The following is a 14,389-nucleotide window of genomic DNA, read 5'->3' on the forward strand; positions in this document are numbered from 1 at the left end:
ACAGCCATGAAGCGGTACGAGAACAAGAACGTGGTCATCACGGGGGCAGCGCAGGGCATCGGTCAGGCGACCGCGAAGCGCATCGCGGAAGAGGGCGGCAGCGTCGCGCTGATCGACATCAAGGGGCTCGAGAAGACCCACAAGATGGTCGAAGACCTGGGCGGCAAGGCGTTCAGCTTCGAGTGCGACGTGACCGACGGCGTGAAGGTCAAGGAGACCGTGGACGCGGCGGCCGAGGCGCTGGGCGGCTTCGACACGCTGTTCCACATCGCGGGCATCCTGCGCACCTACCACACGCACGAGATGACGTTCGAGCAGTACCACTCGATCATGAACATCAACATGCACGGCACGTTCTACGTGAACCAGGCCGCGCTCCCGCACCTGCTCAAGAACAAGTACAGCTCCATCACCAACATGGCCAGCACCGCGGCCATCGGCAGCCACCCGTGGATGAGCGCCTACGCCGCGTCCAAGGGCGCCGTGGTGAGCTTCACGCGCGCGCTCTACATCGAGTACGTGAAGCAGGGCCTGCGCGCCAACAGCGTGGTCGGCGGCGGCATCGCCACCAGCCTGCACTCGGACTTCAAGGCCCCCCCCGGCGGCGACCTCAAGCTGCTGGCCGGCGCCATGCCGTTCGTGGGCTTCGCCAAGCCCGAGAAGATCGCGTCGGTGTTCGCGTTCCTCGGCTCGGACGACGCCCGCTTCATCAACGGCACCGAGATCCGCGCGGACGGCGGCGCGCTCTCTTGAAGCCTGCCGGGGCGCCTCGCGGGGCGCCCCTCTCGCGGCCTCAGGTGAAGGTTTACGGAGGGTTTCGCTCGTGGTCTACTCGCCCACTATGACGCTTCGGTTGCGCTGTCTGCTGGCGATGGTCGCCCTCTCGTTCGCTGTGCCCGCCACGAGCGCGCGCGCCAACTCCGAGCCGCCCAGCGTGCACGGCGCGCGCTACACCGGCACCGGCGGCCTCGGCGCGGCCTTCGTGGAGGGGCCTCCGTCGGTGTTCCACAACCCGGCAGGCCTGCTCTCCATCGACAAGTTCGAGCTCACGCTGGGCTTCACCACGCTTCTGGTCACGTACAACGCGCCGTTCGGCGGTTACGGCTCCGAGCAAGACAGCCCGCCGCTCATCGGTCCGCTGCCCTTCCTGGGCGCTGGCTTCCGCGTCGCGGAGGACTGGGTGCTGGGCCTCAGCCTCTACATCTCGGTGGGCTTCGGCGGCAACTTCGACAACATCGGGCTGCTCACCGAGGGCGCCACCTACATGGAGGACCCCGAAGGAAACCGCATTCCCACGGGCGTGCAGGATCCGTTCGTGCCCGACGTCCCGGTGGACCAGTCCGTGCAGCTCTTCATCGCCGAGCTGGCCATCCCCGTCGCCTGGGAGCCCATCGAGGGCTTGCGGCTGGGCCTCGCGCTGCGCATCCCCTACGGCAAACTTCAAAGCCGTGGCGTTCCAGGACATCGTGGGAACGTGGGCGCCCGCCGAGCAGACGGTGGCGGGGTTCGGGACGCCCGGCATCTTCATCGGTGCGCAGTACGACATCAGCGATGTGGTCACCATCGGCGCGGCCTACCGCAGCAAGGTGCGCGTGCACATGTCGGGGCGAGTCGAGCTGCCCGAGGGGCTCGGCGCCATCGCCGCGGGCATCCCCGCCAGCTTGGCGGCGGAGACCGACTGGTTCGTCCCTCACATGATTCGTGCCGGCGTGGCGTTCCACCTCATGGACCGCAGGCTCATGCTCTCCCTGGAGGGGCGCGTCCAAATGCACGCCACCGCCAACCGGAACCTCACGTTCGCGTTGGATAACGACCGCGAGGGCATGGAGGGCGGGGTCGACCCGGCAGCGTGGCGCCTGGCCCAGGCCACGGGCCTCGATCAGTTCCGCAGCAACTTCGCGTGGAAGAACGTGTACCTCCTGGGAGCCGCGGCCGAGTACGACATCTCGGACAACTTCCACTGGCGCTTCGCCACCACGTGGGGAATCAACGCCACACCAGCTAGCACTGTCACCCCCTTCTCACCGCCTCCGAGCAACCGCTCCTGGCAGATCGCCACGGGGTTCGGCGTAGACATCGGCCACCTCGTGATCGACGTCGGATTCGCCGCCGGGCTCGGCCCCACGGCCGTCATTCGCACCGACGACGTGAACAACTGCTCCAACCGAGACATCGTCAAGGGCGGCTGCAACGGCAACTACTCCATCAACTCGTGGTTCATGGGGTTGTCGGGCACCTACCGGCTCTGAGCGCTTCGAGGTCGGCGGGCTGAAGCTGTCCCGACGGCGGAGAGTGCTTGCTGCAAGGGGGATTTGGGCACCCCGGGTTGAAACCCGGGGCAGCATCCCAGGCCCTGTCAGGAGCGGAAGTCCAGCCCCTAGCGGGCCCGGACTGGGCCGTTTTGCGCAGGAGAAGTGTGGAGGTCCAAGCGATGGATGGTGCTGAGTTCGAGACACATTCAGCTTTGAACCACACAGTCCGCGCCCGGTAGGGGGCGGACTTCCGCAGTTAGTCCATGCCAGGGATGCTGCCCCGGACTTCAGTCCGGGGTGCCAATCTCCATTGAATCAAGCCCGATTCATACAGGCCAGAGCTTGCGAAGAGTCCCGCCAGCGGTTCGCGCGCCTCAGCGAGCGCCGCGCACGAACGGCTGGTACTCGGCCTTCCAGGACCGCTCCTGCACGAAGCCCTTCACGTCATCGGGGATGTCCGTGCGCATGGCCACGCCGTCGGCGATGGCCTGCCGGATGACGGCCTCGGCCACGATGAGCGAGGTCTGGCGCAGGTCGCTGACCGGCGGGTAGATCAGGCCGCCCTCGACGTAGCGACCGATGGTGTACTTGGCCAGCGCCTCGGAGGCCGCCATCACCATGTTGTCGGTGATGCTCTTGGCGTCGCTCAAGATGGCGCCGAAGCCCAGGCCCGGGAAGATGAAGGCGTTGTTGCCCTGCCCGATGGGGTGCGTGACGCCGTCCATGGCGACGGGCTCGAACGGGCTGCCAGTGGCCACGATGGAGCGACCTTCGGACCAGTGGAAGATGTCGACCGGCTCGGCCTCGCAGGAGCTGGTGGGGTTGCTGAGCGGGAAGATCACCGGGCGCGCGTGGTTGGCGGCCATGGCGCGGATGATGGCCTCGTCGAACGCCTTGGGGCGACCGGACAGACCCAGCAGCACGGTGGCCCTCGACTCGCGGATGGTCTCGAGCAGCTCCGGGGCCTCGCCCGTGAACTTCCAGCCCGCGATGTCGGCCGGGTCCTGCGCGTAGTCGTGCTTGTACTCCTCCATGCGGGAGCGGCCCTTCACGAGCAGCCCGCCGCTGTCCAGCACCAGCACGCGCTTCTTGGCCTGCTCGGGCGTGAGACCCGCGCGCTCGAGGCCGCGCCGGATGGCCCAGGCCACGCCCACGCCGCCCGCGCCAGCCCCGTGGATGACCACCGTCTGGTCCGCGATGGACTCCTTCTTCAAGCTGCACGCGCTCAGCACGCCGGCCAGCGCCACGGCGCCCGTGCCCTGGATGTCGTCGTTGAACGAGGGCACCACGTCACGGTAGCGCTCCAGCACCATGAAGGCCGAGTCCTTGCTCAGGTCCTCCCACTGGATGACCGCGTTCGGCCAGCGCGACTTCACCGCCTCCACGAACTGGTCGAAGAACTTGATGTACTCCTCGCCGCGCAGGCGCTTCTGACGCACGCCCAGGTAGTCCGGGTCGTTGATCAGGTCGAGCCGCTCGGTGCCCACGTCGAGGCACACCGGCATGGTGTGGAACGGGCTCACGCCGCCGCCCACCGTGTAGAGCGCCAACTTGCCGATGGGGATGGCGAGGCCGCCGTAGCCCTGGTCGCCGATGCCCAGGATGGCCGACGCGTCCGTGGCCACGATCATGCGCACGTCCTCCATCGGGTAGCAGTTGAGCGCCGGGATGGCGCGGTCGATGTTGAGCGGCGAGAGCGAGATGCCGCGCGGGTTCTGGTAGAGCGCGCTGAACTGCTGCACGGCCAAGCCCACGGTGGGCGTGTAGACGATGGGCAGCATCTCCTCGAGGTGTTGCTCCAGCAGCTTGTAGAAGAGGATCTCTTGCCGCTCCTGCAGCGACCGCAGGTACTGGTACTTCTCGATGTCGTCCGCGATCTGCTGGTAGCCCTTGTAGACACGCGCGACCTGCTGCTCGATGGTGTTCACCTGCGGAGGCAGGAGGCCGTCGAGCCGCAGCGCGACCCGCTCTTCGTGGCTGAACGCCGTGCCCTTGTTGCAGAGCACGAGACGCAGGAGGGCGATACCGTCCTGGTACACCTCCATGTAGTTGCGTCCCTGGTCGTCCTTCTTGAGGTCAAAGAGCGGGCTGATGCGCTTGCGTGCCATTCGAGTGCAGTCTTTCTAAGGGGCCGAGGAGAAGCCGAGCGTCAGTTCTTCTGGATGCGGGCGCAGATGGCCTCGCCCATGGCGGTGGTGCCGAGGGACTTCGCGCCGCCGCCAAGGTCGCCGGTCCGCAGCCCGTCGTCCAGCGCTTGCTGCACGGCGGCCTCGATGGCCAGGGCCTCCACGTCCAGGTCAAGGCTGTGACGCAGCAGCATGGCCGCGCTCAGGATGGTGCCCAGCGGGTTGGCGATGCCCTTGCCCGCGATGTCCGGCGCCGAGCCGTGGATGGGCTCGTAGACGCCGAGCTTGGTGCTGCCCAAGGAGGCGCTCGGCAGCAGGCCCAGCGAACCCGTGAGCACCGCGCCCTCGTCGCTGAGGATGTCGCCGAACATGTTCCCCGCCACGATCACGTCGAACTCGCTCGGGTTGGTGACGAGACGCATGGCGGCGGAGTCCACCAGCTGGTGCACCAGGGTGATGTCCGGGTTCTCGGCGCCCACCTCGGAGGCCACCTGCCGCCACACCTGCATGGTGGCGAGCACGTTGGCCTTGTCGATGCTGGTGACGTGCTTGCGAGCGCGCTTGCGCGCGATCTGCATGGCCAGCTCCACGATGCGGCGAATCTCGCTCTCGCGGTACACCATGGTGTCGAAGCCACGGCGCTCACCGTCGACCATGTCCTTGCCCTTGGGCTGACCGAAGTAGATGCCGCCCGTGAGCTCGCGCACGAAGACGAGGTCCACGTTGGCCAGGCGCTCGGGCTTGAGCGGCGAGGCGTCCTCGAGGCCGCGGAAGATCTTCACCGGGCGGATGTTCGCGAAGAGACCCAGCTCCTTGCGCATGGCCAACAGGCCGCGCTCGGGGCGGTCCGCCGCGTTGGGGTCGTCCCACTTCGGGCCGCCCACGGCGCCCAGCAGGATGGCGTCCGCCGACTTGCACGCCTCGATCGTGTCGGGCGGGAACGAGTTGCCCGTCTGATCGATGGCGATGCCCCCCAGCAGTGCCTCGCGGTACGTGAACTGGTGGTTGAACGTGGATGCCACGGTGTCGAGCACCAGGCGGGTTGCGCTGACGATCTCGGGGCCGATGCCGTCGCCGGGGAGGGTTGTGATCTTGGCTTGCATGATTCCGTATTGCGGGAGGTCGCGAGTGATAGCAGCCATCGCGAAGGAGGGCGACTGTACTGGTGGCGCCGGTTCGGGCGATACGACGTACTGTGTGCGCGGATACGCAACGCATGCGTCCTAGCAGCGCATGGGACTTGTGACCGTCTCCAAAAGGTGGTACGATCCAGATCAATGTGGTGCGAAATATCCGGGCACACTGTGCCTCGGGGGATGGTAGCCAGGTGGTTCGTTGCCGCCTTGGTCGCTGTAATCATTTCATTTATCGCATTGCCGCAGCCCGCTGCGGCGCAAGAGGAGGACGCCCGGCTCCTCTTCGAGCAGGGTCGTGAGGCCTACAGCGCTGGCCGCTATGGAGACGCACGGGATGCTTGGGTCTCCGCGCACGAAGCAAGCGGCCGAGCCGACCTCCTCTACAACATCGCCCAGGCTTACCGCGGCCTCGGCCTGCCCGTACAAGAGCTGGACTACTTGCAGCGCTTCGTCGCGGCCGTGCCCGTCACGCACCCCAGCCGAGCGCCCGCTCAGACGCGCGTGGAGGCGCTCGAGGCCCGCATCGCGGACACGTTCATCGTGCTGACCGAGGTGCCCGCCAACGCCGACGTGCTGTTGGATGGTGCGCCCATGGAGCAGCAGGGCGCGACGCGCTCGCTCAGCGTCATGCCCGGGCCCCATCAGGTGGTGGTCGTGCGCGACGGCTTCCTCCCGTTCCACGCCACGGTGGACGCCGTGGCTGGGCGAGCCACGTCGGTGACGGTGCGCATGGAGGAGCGGCCCGTGGCGCGCGCTCACCAGGCGGATGGCATCACGCGCGGGCTCTGGGTGAGCGGCGGTGGGCTGCTCGCGGCGGGCGCGGTCAGTGGAGGGGTGGCGTTCGGTCAGGCCGACGGAACGCTCGAGACCTCCCGGCGCGCGGACCGACTGCGACGCGTGGGCTACGCGGCGGACGGCATGATGGCGGCGGGCGGGGGGGGCAAAGGGGGGGGGGAACAAAAAAGGGGGGAAAAAAAAAGGGAAAAAGGAGGAAAAAGAAAAAAAAAAAAAAAAAATGGCATCGTTCTGGGCGTCGTGGGGCTCATTCGCTACATGCGTAGCGAGGGGGACGCGCCGAGCGAGGCACCCGCCGCGCAGGTCGGCTTCGGCGTGGGGCGCGACGGCGTGGCCTTCACCGTGGAAGGGGCGTTCTGAGCCATGCGTGTACTCCTCCTCTCTGGGCTGAGCCTGTGGCTGCTCTCGCTCGTCGCTGGCTGCAGTGTCTTGATCGACGCGCGCTTCGACCAAGACGGCGCAGGGCCGCTGTGCGTGGATGACGACGACGGCACCCCGTGTGAGCCACTGGGCGTCAGCGGTGAGTTCATCTGCGTCTCCGACGCCTGCACCTCCTCGTTCTGCGGCGATGGGTTCGTGGACGCGCGCCGTGGCGAGGCCTGCGACGACGCCAACACGGTGAGCGGGGACGGCTGCGAGCCCTTCGACTGTACGCCATCGTGCGCCCTGGACGCCGAGTGCGACGATACGCAGCCTTGCAACGGGACCGAGAGCTGCGTGAGTGGCGCCTGCGTCGCCGGCTCCGCGCTGGCCGACGGCGAGGTCTGCGGGACGGAACTCGCCTGCCGCGGCGGCAGCTGCGCATCGCTCTTGTGCGGCAACATGATCATCGACCAGGGCGAAGACTGCGACGACGACAACCTGGTGGCGGGTGACGGCTGCGAGAACGACTGCACGTTCACTTGTTCTGAAGACGGAGACTGCCGCGCCATGGACATGGACGTGTGCGATGGGAGCGAGACGTGCGACCTCGCCACGCACCGCTGCGTCCCGGCTGCGGCCCCCGACTGCGATGACGAGGAAGCGTGCACGGTGGACACGTGCGACCCCATCGACGGTTGCCGCAACGACTCGAGCTCGTTCGACCGCGACGGCGACGGCTTCTTCTCGCCCACGTGTGGCGGGAACGACTGCGACGACTCTGCGGCCACCACGTTCCCGGGAGCCGCCGAGATCTGCGCCGACGGTGTGGACAACGACTGCGTGGGCGGCGATGGAACCCAGCCCATCAACTACTATCCGGACTGCGACGGCGATGGGTACGCAGCGCTGGGCAGCACGCCCACCCTGACGTGCATACCCCCCTCCCACGGCCCGCAGGGTTGCTCGGGCGGAGGCTGGACCACGCGCACGCCCACCGCAGGAGCACAAGACTGCCGTGACGACCTCGCCGTGGTGGTGCCCGGGGCGGGGTTCGCCGAGACCGCCATCCCCGGGCAGCCGCTGGCCAGCGACTTCGACTACGACTGCAACACGGTGGAGGAGCGTTTCTATCCGCTCGCGGTCAACGCCAGCAACGCGTGCTCAGCGTTGCTGGGTCTTGGCTGCCGAGGTGACAGCTACTGGGCGGCGGGGAGCACGCCGGCGTGTGGCTCACAGGCCCAGCTGAGCACGTGCCGCTCGGGGGTGCTGAGCTGCCAGCGGCAGAATCAGAGCGCGACGGTGTCCTGCCGCTGACGGGCCTGCGCCCCGCGCGACTCAGTGCCCCGTCGGGCGCGCTTCGACCGACGAGAGGTAGGCCCAGAGCGCCTGCATCTCGACTTCGGTCATGGCCTCGGCGTAGCGCTGCATCTGCACCATGGGCGGGCGCAGCGCGCTGCCGTCGGGGCGCACTCCGCGGCGCATGGCGGCCTCGAAGTCGGCATAGGTCCAGCCTGCGAGGCCGTCGGCGTGGGGCGTGAGGTTGGCGGCGGGGAGCCAGTCGGGCGGGCCTGCGGGGATGGGTCCTCCCGAGAGGTCTGCCCGGTGGCAGCCGGTGCACACGGCCACCAAGTGCGCGCCGAACTCGGCGGTGGGCTCCGTGGTGGGCGGCTCCACGGCGTGCGGCGCCTGGTGGTCCTCGATGTTGGCGGCCGAGAGCGGGAGCTTGCCCAGCGCGATCAGGATGGTGCCGATGGGCCCCAGCGTGGGACCCGGCACCTCGTTGTCGACGGCGGGCTGCGCGCGAACGAAGGCGATGATGTCCGAGAGCTCGCGGTCGGACATGCGCACGAAGTCCTCCGACGGCATGGCGGCGGGGCGACCGCCGGGCAGGATGCCGTGACGCACGATGTGGTCCCAGTCGCGCACGCTGTAGTCGCGGGTGCGGCTGCCCGCGCCGCCGGTGAGGTTGGGGCCCAAGAGGGTCCCCATGGCGGGGTCGTCCACCATCACGCCGCCGCTCAGATCGCGGCCGTGGCACTCGGAGCACGCGTAGCGCGCGTTCACCAGGTGCTGCCCGCGGGCGATGGCGTTCTCGAGCGCCAGCGCGTCGATGTCCACGCCGGCCAGCAGGTCGGGCGGTGTCCCGTCCCCCGCGACCACGCCGTCCACGGCCACGTTGGCCGCTGCGAGTTCACGCCGGCGAGTCTCTCGCAGCGCCTCGAGCTCGGCCTCGCTGAGCGGGAAGGGCACGGGGATGTCCACGTCGTGGGCGGTGAACGTCTGCGTGAGGGTGGCCTGGGTGGTGATGGTGGCCCACCCGTAGAACCCGCCGGCGGCGAGCATCAGCACCAGCAACGTGGCTCCCAGAATCTTGAGTACGCGCTTCACGATGGCTCCTTTTCGAGGGGGCGAGGGTACACCGAGCACGCGGTCCAGCCCATTGCCTTCTGCGACTTCGGGCGCCTCGCTCGCGGGGCGTTGGTCACGTCTTTCACGTTATCGAGGTGTGTCTGCTAGGGTCCGGGTACCCCCCCATGAGCTCCGCCGACGTCGAGACCCTCCTCACCCTCCAGCGCATGGAGTCCAAGCTGGTGGACGCGCTGTTCGAGCACCCCGGCACCATCTCCCGGCGCCGAGAACACGAGCTGCGTTACGCCGTGTCGTTCGCTGGCCTGCACCGCTTCCAGCCAGGCGCCGCGGCCAAAGGTGGGCGCACGCAGCGGCGTGACGTGCCCGTGCAGATCCCCGCGCTCGACGACTACCGCCGCATGGTGGTGGGCGTGCTGAGCCGCCCGCTCTTGCACACGCGTGACTCCGAGAAGCGCCTGCGCGAGACCAACCGCGCCTACGAGACCATCGCGCACCGGGTGGGGGCCACGCGCCGCGCCGTGCTGGACGCGCACGCCAACGACTTTTCGGCGCAGGAGCTGGACGACGAGGTGGGCATCAAGACGCTCGTCAGCATCGCTGGCGGCGGGGGTGGCGCGGGCTACGTGTACATCGGCGCCTGGGAGGTCATGCAGCACGCCCGCCTGATCCCCGGCTACATCATCGGTTCGTCCATCGGAGCGGTGCTTGGCCTCTTCCGCGCAAAAGAGCGCGAGGGCGACTACGCCGCGCACCTCGAGCGCGCCAAGCAGCTGCGCCGCGACGAGGTCTTCCGCTTCATCTCCATGCGGGCGCGCTACGGCCTGCCGGGCATCTTCCGGTTGTACCTGCACCACGGGCTGCAAGACGGCTTCCGGAACCCGGACGGCAGCCCCATGCGTCTGTCGGACCTCCAGATCCCCTTCGAGGCGGTGGTCGGAGGGGTGCGCCGCGGCGCGCTCGAAGAGTCGCCCGAGGCCTACGCCATCTCGCACCACTTGCCGCAGGACAGGCGCCCCGGACGCCTCGAGCTGCGCGCGCGCTTGGCCACCCAGATGGTGCGCATGTGGTCCTTCGTGAACCCGCGCGTGGTGAAGGAGATCGTCATCGGGGGCGACGCGCTGACCGCGGACTTCGACGCCATCGACGCGGCGGGCTTCTCGGCCGCCATCCCCGGCATCCTGCACTACGACATCGCGCGCGACGCGCCCAGCATGCACTCCATCGCGTCGGCGCTCATGGAGCGCGAAGAGATCGACGCCATGGTGGACGGCGGCGTGGCCAACAACGTCCCCGCGCGCACGGCCTGGCGCCAGGTGCACGCGGGCAAGATCGGCACGCGCAACTGCTACTACCTCGCGTTCGACTGCCTCTCCCCGCAGATGAGCCTGGGGCACGCGTGGATGAACCTCGGCGAGCGCGTGCTCGAGATGCAGGTGGCCCTGAACAAGCGCTACATGCACCGCCGCGTGGCGTTCAAGCCCACGCTGTCGCCCGTCACGCTGCTGCCCAACGCGAAGCAGATGGACCAGGCCGTGGCCTGGGGGCGTGCGCAGATGTCCGGCGAGGTGACGCGCATCCAGAAGCACATGGAGCGGGTGCGCTACGAAGAGGGCTGAAGCACGCCACGTGGGGCGTGTGCGGTCGGAAGGGCGTGCCCTCTCGCGCGGGATTCGGCTACCTTCTGGGCATGTCTCAGCCTGCTCGCCCATGGTCTGTGTGGGGCTTCGCGGCCCTCTTGCCCGTCACGGTCTTGGCGTGTGGGGGCGGGTCCGGCACGTTCCCGAACCCGCTCACGAACCCGGCGTCTGGCCCGCCCGCAGGCAACCCCGACGGCACGTGCTCGGTTCCCGAGGACGGGCGCCCCATGGACGTGAGCGCGCCCCGCACCGTGGTGGGCACGGGCACCCCCGAGAGCTGCAACTCCGCTGCGTTCGTAGCGGCCGTCGCTGCAGGCGGCGTCATCACGTTCGACTGCGGCCCCGACCCGGTCACCATCACGCTCGAGGAGACGGCCAAGGTGGTGAACGACACCGGCCCCGAGATCGTGATCGACGGCGGCGGGCTGGTCACGCTGAGCGGCGCGGGCAACCACCGCATCCTGTACATGAACACCTGCGACCAGGCGCAGGTGTGGACCACCTCGCACTGCAACGATCAGGACCACCCGCGCCTCAGCATCCAGAACATCACGTTCGTGGACGGCAACGCCAGCGGTGAGGACCCGGACGGCGGTGGCGCCATCTTCGTGCGCGGCGGGCGCCTGCGCGTGGTGAACGCGCGCTTCTTCAACAACGTGTGCGACGAGGTGGGGCAGGACAACGCGGGCGGCGCCATCCGCGCCTACGACCAGAGCAACGACGACCCCATCTTCATCGTGAACAGCACCTTCGGCGGGGCGCCAGAGCTGGGCAACCGCTGCTCCAACGGCGGCGCGCTGGGCAGCATCGGCGTGTCGTTCACGGTGCTCAACTCCGTGTTCAGCTATAACGAGGCCACCGGCAATGGGGCGAACCCGCGGCGCGACGGCACCCCCGGCGGCGGCAACGGCGGCGCCATCGCCAACGACGGAAACGAGTTCACGCTCCGCCTGTGCGGCACCGAGGTGACCGACAACGTGGCCAACGAGGGCGGTGGTGGCATCTTCTTCGTGAGCAACAACCGCACCGGGAACCTGAACATCAACGACTCGCTGCTGTGCAACAACGACAGCCTCGGCTTCGAGACCGATGGGTACCCGGGTATCTTCGTGCTCGCGTCCGGCGACCCCAGCGTCAGCGGCAGCAGCCTCGAAGACACCTGCCCCTGAGCCAACGTCCTTCATCCCCCCAGTCCCCCCAGGAAGTCCATGGTCGATACCCAAGCCCTCATTCAGGGCATCTTCGCGCGCGTCGTCGCGCGCAACGCCGGCGAGCCGGAATTCCACCAAGCGGTCCACGAGGTGCTCGAGACGCTGCCGGACGTGCTTCTGCGGCACCCCGAGTACGTGGACGCGCGCATCCTCGAGCGCCTCTGCGAGCCCGAGCGCCAGCTCATCTTCCGCGTGCCTTGGCAGGACGACCGCAACCAGGTGCAGGTGCACCGCGGCTTCCGCGTGGGCTTCAACAGCGCGCTCGGGCCCTACAAGGGCGGCCTGCGCTTCCACCCGTCGGTCACGCTCGGCACCATCAAGTTCCTGGGCTTCGAGCAGATCTTCAAGAACGCGCTCACGGGGCTCGGCATCGGGGGCGGGAAGGGCGGCTCGGACTTCGACCCGAAGGGCAAGTCCGACAACGAGGTCATGCGCTTCTGCCAGAGCTTCATGGTGGAGCTAGCGCGCCACCTGGGCGAGCACACCGACGTGCCCGCGGGTGACATCGGCGTTGGCGCGCGCGAGATTGGCTTCCTGTTCGGGCAGTACAAACGCTTGACCAACCGCTACGAGTCGGGGGTGTTCACCGGCAAGGCTCCGGGCTGGGGGGGCGCCCTCATGCGGCGCGAGGCCACCGGCTATGGCGCGGTGTTCTTCCTCGAGGAGATGCTGCGGGTGCGCGGCGAGCAGCTCGACGGCCGCAAGTGCGTGGTCTCCGGCTCCGGCAACGTGGCCATCTACGCCATCGAGAAGCTGCACGCCGAGGGCGCGCGCGTGGTGGCCTGCTCGGACTCGGGCGGCATCATCCACGACGAGCGCGGCATCAACCTGGTGACGCTCAAGCGCATCAAAGAGGTCGAGCGCGGGCGCATCTCGGCCTATGCCGAGGTCCACCCCGAGGCGCGCTACACGGCGGGGGCCAGCCTCTGGCGCATCCCGTGCGACGTGGCCTTGCCCTGCGCCACCCAGAACGAGCTCGACCGCGAGGGCGCGCAGGCGCTCGTGGCGGGCGGCTGCCGCTACGTGGTGGAGGGCGCCAACATGCCCACCACACCGGACGCCGTGGCCCTGCTGCGCGAGGCCGGTGTCGCGTTCGGGCCCGGCAAGGCGGCCAACGCGGGCGGGGTGGCCACCTCGGCGCTCGAGATGCAGCAGAACGCCAGCCGCGACCACTGGACCTTCGAGCGCACCGAGGTGCGGCTGCGCGAGATCATGCGGCACATCCACAGCGAGGCGCATCAGACCGCGGACACCTACGGGCACCCCGGCGACTACGTGGCCGGCGCCAACATCGCCGGGTTCCACAAGGTGGCCAACGCCATGCTGGCCTTCGGCGTCATCTGAGCGCCCTCGCGCCGAGTGGGGCCGAGGTGCAAGCCGGCGGCTCCCCTGCTACCTTCTGGCCCGCTTGACGCCGCGAGGGCGGCAGGCGAGCGCTCGCAACGCGCAATCCCCGTATCGACGCAGCCACTTCCCGCGCTGCGCAGGAGCTACGAGACACATGAAGAAGCCCGTGAAGGTCGCCGTCACCGGCGCGGCCGGTCAGATTTGCTACGGACTCTTGTTCCGGATCGCGGCCGGCGAGATGCTCGGCAAAGACCAGCCCGTCATCCTGCAGCTCATCGACATCACGCCTTCCATGAAGGCCGTCGAGGGCGTGATGATGGAGCTCGCCGACTGCGCCTTCCCGACGCTCGCCGGCATGGAAGCCAGCGATGACGCCATGAAGGGCTTCGCGGGCACGCAGGTGGCTCTGCTGGTGGGCGCCATGCCGCGCGGTCCCGGCATGGAGCGCAAGGACCTCCTCGAGAAGAACGGCGGCATCTTCATCGGTCAGGGCAAGGCGCTCAACGCCGTGGCCGACCGCGACTGCAAGGTGCTGGTGGTGGGCAACCCGGCCAACACCAACGCGTTCATCGCCATGAACAACGCGCCCGACATGAAGCGCGAGAACTTCACCGCGATGGTGCGTCTCGACCAGAACCGCGCCATGTCCGGCATCTCGGCCAAGCTGGGCGTGCCCGTCAGCGACGTGAAGAACATGACCATCTGGGGCAACCACTCGGCCACCCAGTACCCCGACGTCTACAGCGCCAAGGTCGGCGGCAAGAGCGTCTCCAGCCTGATCAACGACCAGGCGTGGGTCGAGGGCACCTTCATCCCCGAGGTGCAGCAGCGCGGTGCCGCCATCATCAAGGCGCGCGGCCTGTCGAGCGCGGCGTCGGCGGCCAACGCGGCCATCGACCACATCCGCGACTGGTGGCACGGCACGGCGCCCGGCGACACGGTCTCCATGGCCGTCCCGTCCGACGGCAGCTACGGCATCCCCGAGGGCTTGATCTACGGCTTCCCGTGCACCTGCAAGGACGGCAAGTACAGCATCGTCCAGGGCATCGAGATCAACGAGTTCAGCCGCGCCCGCATGGACGCCACCGCGAAGGAGCTCCAGGAGGAGGCCGACGCGGTCAAGCACCTGTTCTGAGGCGCCCGCGGGCTCGC

11 protein-coding genes are annotated in these 14,389 nt (G+C 68.6%); 8 read left to right on the forward strand and 3 right to left on the reverse strand.

What is annotated here, in order from left to right:
- The first annotated feature begins 6 nt into the window (after positions 1 to 6).
- Together IPI43_22520 and IPI43_22525 are read left to right on the forward strand one after the other, a co-directional pair.
- On the forward strand, positions 7 to 753 hold the full coding sequence (locus tag IPI43_22520) for an SDR family oxidoreductase (protein MBK7776870.1): 747 nt from the start codon (positions 7 to 9) through the stop codon (positions 751 to 753).
- 695 nt (positions 754 to 1,448) lie between these two features.
- The gene (locus IPI43_22525) at positions 1,449 to 2,249 is read left to right on the forward strand and encodes an outer membrane protein transport protein (GenBank protein MBK7776871.1); all 801 of its coding nucleotides are present in this window, start codon (positions 1,449 to 1,451) and stop codon (positions 2,247 to 2,249) included.
- A 377-nt stretch (positions 2,250 to 2,626) separates the two neighbouring features.
- Here IPI43_22525 and IPI43_22530 read toward each other — a convergent pair whose 3' ends face one another.
- Together IPI43_22530 and leuB are read right to left on the reverse strand one after the other, a co-directional pair.
- Positions 2,627 to 4,360, reverse strand: coding sequence for an NAD-dependent malic enzyme (locus IPI43_22530; GenBank protein ID MBK7776872.1), 1,734 nt, complete (start codon positions 4,358 to 4,360; stop codon positions 2,627 to 2,629).
- 41 nt (positions 4,361 to 4,401) lie between these two features.
- Positions 4,402 to 5,481: a 3-isopropylmalate dehydrogenase gene (leuB, locus tag IPI43_22535; protein MBK7776873.1), complete on the reverse strand. Its 1,080-nt coding sequence runs from the start codon at positions 5,479 to 5,481 to the stop codon at positions 4,402 to 4,404.
- Between the two features lie 270 nt (positions 5,482 to 5,751).
- Here leuB and IPI43_22540 point away from each other — a divergent pair, with 270 nt between their 5' ends.
- Complete coding sequence (locus tag IPI43_22540; GenBank protein ID MBK7776874.1) at positions 5,752 to 6,669, forward strand: PEGA domain-containing protein; 918 nt, start codon at positions 5,752 to 5,754, stop codon at positions 6,667 to 6,669.
- Between the two features lie 3 nt (positions 6,670 to 6,672).
- Positions 6,673 to 7,986 carry a putative metal-binding motif-containing protein gene (locus IPI43_22545; GenBank protein ID MBK7776875.1) on the forward strand — a complete coding sequence of 438 codons (1,314 nt, stop codon included), beginning with the start codon at positions 6,673 to 6,675 and terminating at the stop codon, positions 7,984 to 7,986.
- A 21-nt stretch (positions 7,987 to 8,007) separates the two neighbouring features.
- On the opposite strand, the gene IPI43_22550 is transcribed toward IPI43_22545, so the two are convergent.
- On the reverse strand, positions 8,008 to 9,060 hold the full coding sequence (locus IPI43_22550; protein MBK7776876.1) for a c-type cytochrome: 1,053 nt from the start codon (positions 9,058 to 9,060) through the stop codon (positions 8,008 to 8,010).
- Between the two features lie 146 nt (positions 9,061 to 9,206).
- On the opposite strand from IPI43_22550, the gene IPI43_22555 reads away from it, so the two are divergent.
- From IPI43_22555 to IPI43_22570, 4 genes are all read left to right on the forward strand, one after another.
- The gene (locus IPI43_22555) at positions 9,207 to 10,658 is read left to right on the forward strand and encodes a patatin-like phospholipase family protein (protein MBK7776877.1); all 1,452 of its coding nucleotides are present in this window, start codon (positions 9,207 to 9,209) and stop codon (positions 10,656 to 10,658) included.
- A 272-nt stretch (positions 10,659 to 10,930) separates the two neighbouring features.
- Entirely contained in the window at positions 10,931 to 11,848 is a 918-nt protein-coding gene (locus IPI43_22560) for a hypothetical protein (protein ID MBK7776878.1), read from the forward strand.
- 39 nt (positions 11,849 to 11,887) lie between these two features.
- Positions 11,888 to 13,234, forward strand: a complete 1,347-nt coding sequence (gene gdhA, locus IPI43_22565) for an NADP-specific glutamate dehydrogenase (GenBank protein MBK7776879.1) — start codon at positions 11,888 to 11,890, stop codon at positions 13,232 to 13,234.
- A 157-nt stretch (positions 13,235 to 13,391) separates the two neighbouring features.
- On the forward strand, positions 13,392 to 14,372 hold the full coding sequence (locus IPI43_22570) for a malate dehydrogenase (GenBank protein MBK7776880.1): 981 nt from the start codon (positions 13,392 to 13,394) through the stop codon (positions 14,370 to 14,372).
- Positions 14,373 to 14,389: the final 17 nt, after the last annotated feature.

The organism is Sandaracinaceae bacterium (genome assembly GCA_016706685.1).
Lineage (GTDB): Bacteria > Myxococcota_A > Polyangia > Polyangiales > Houyiibacteriaceae > JADJJE01.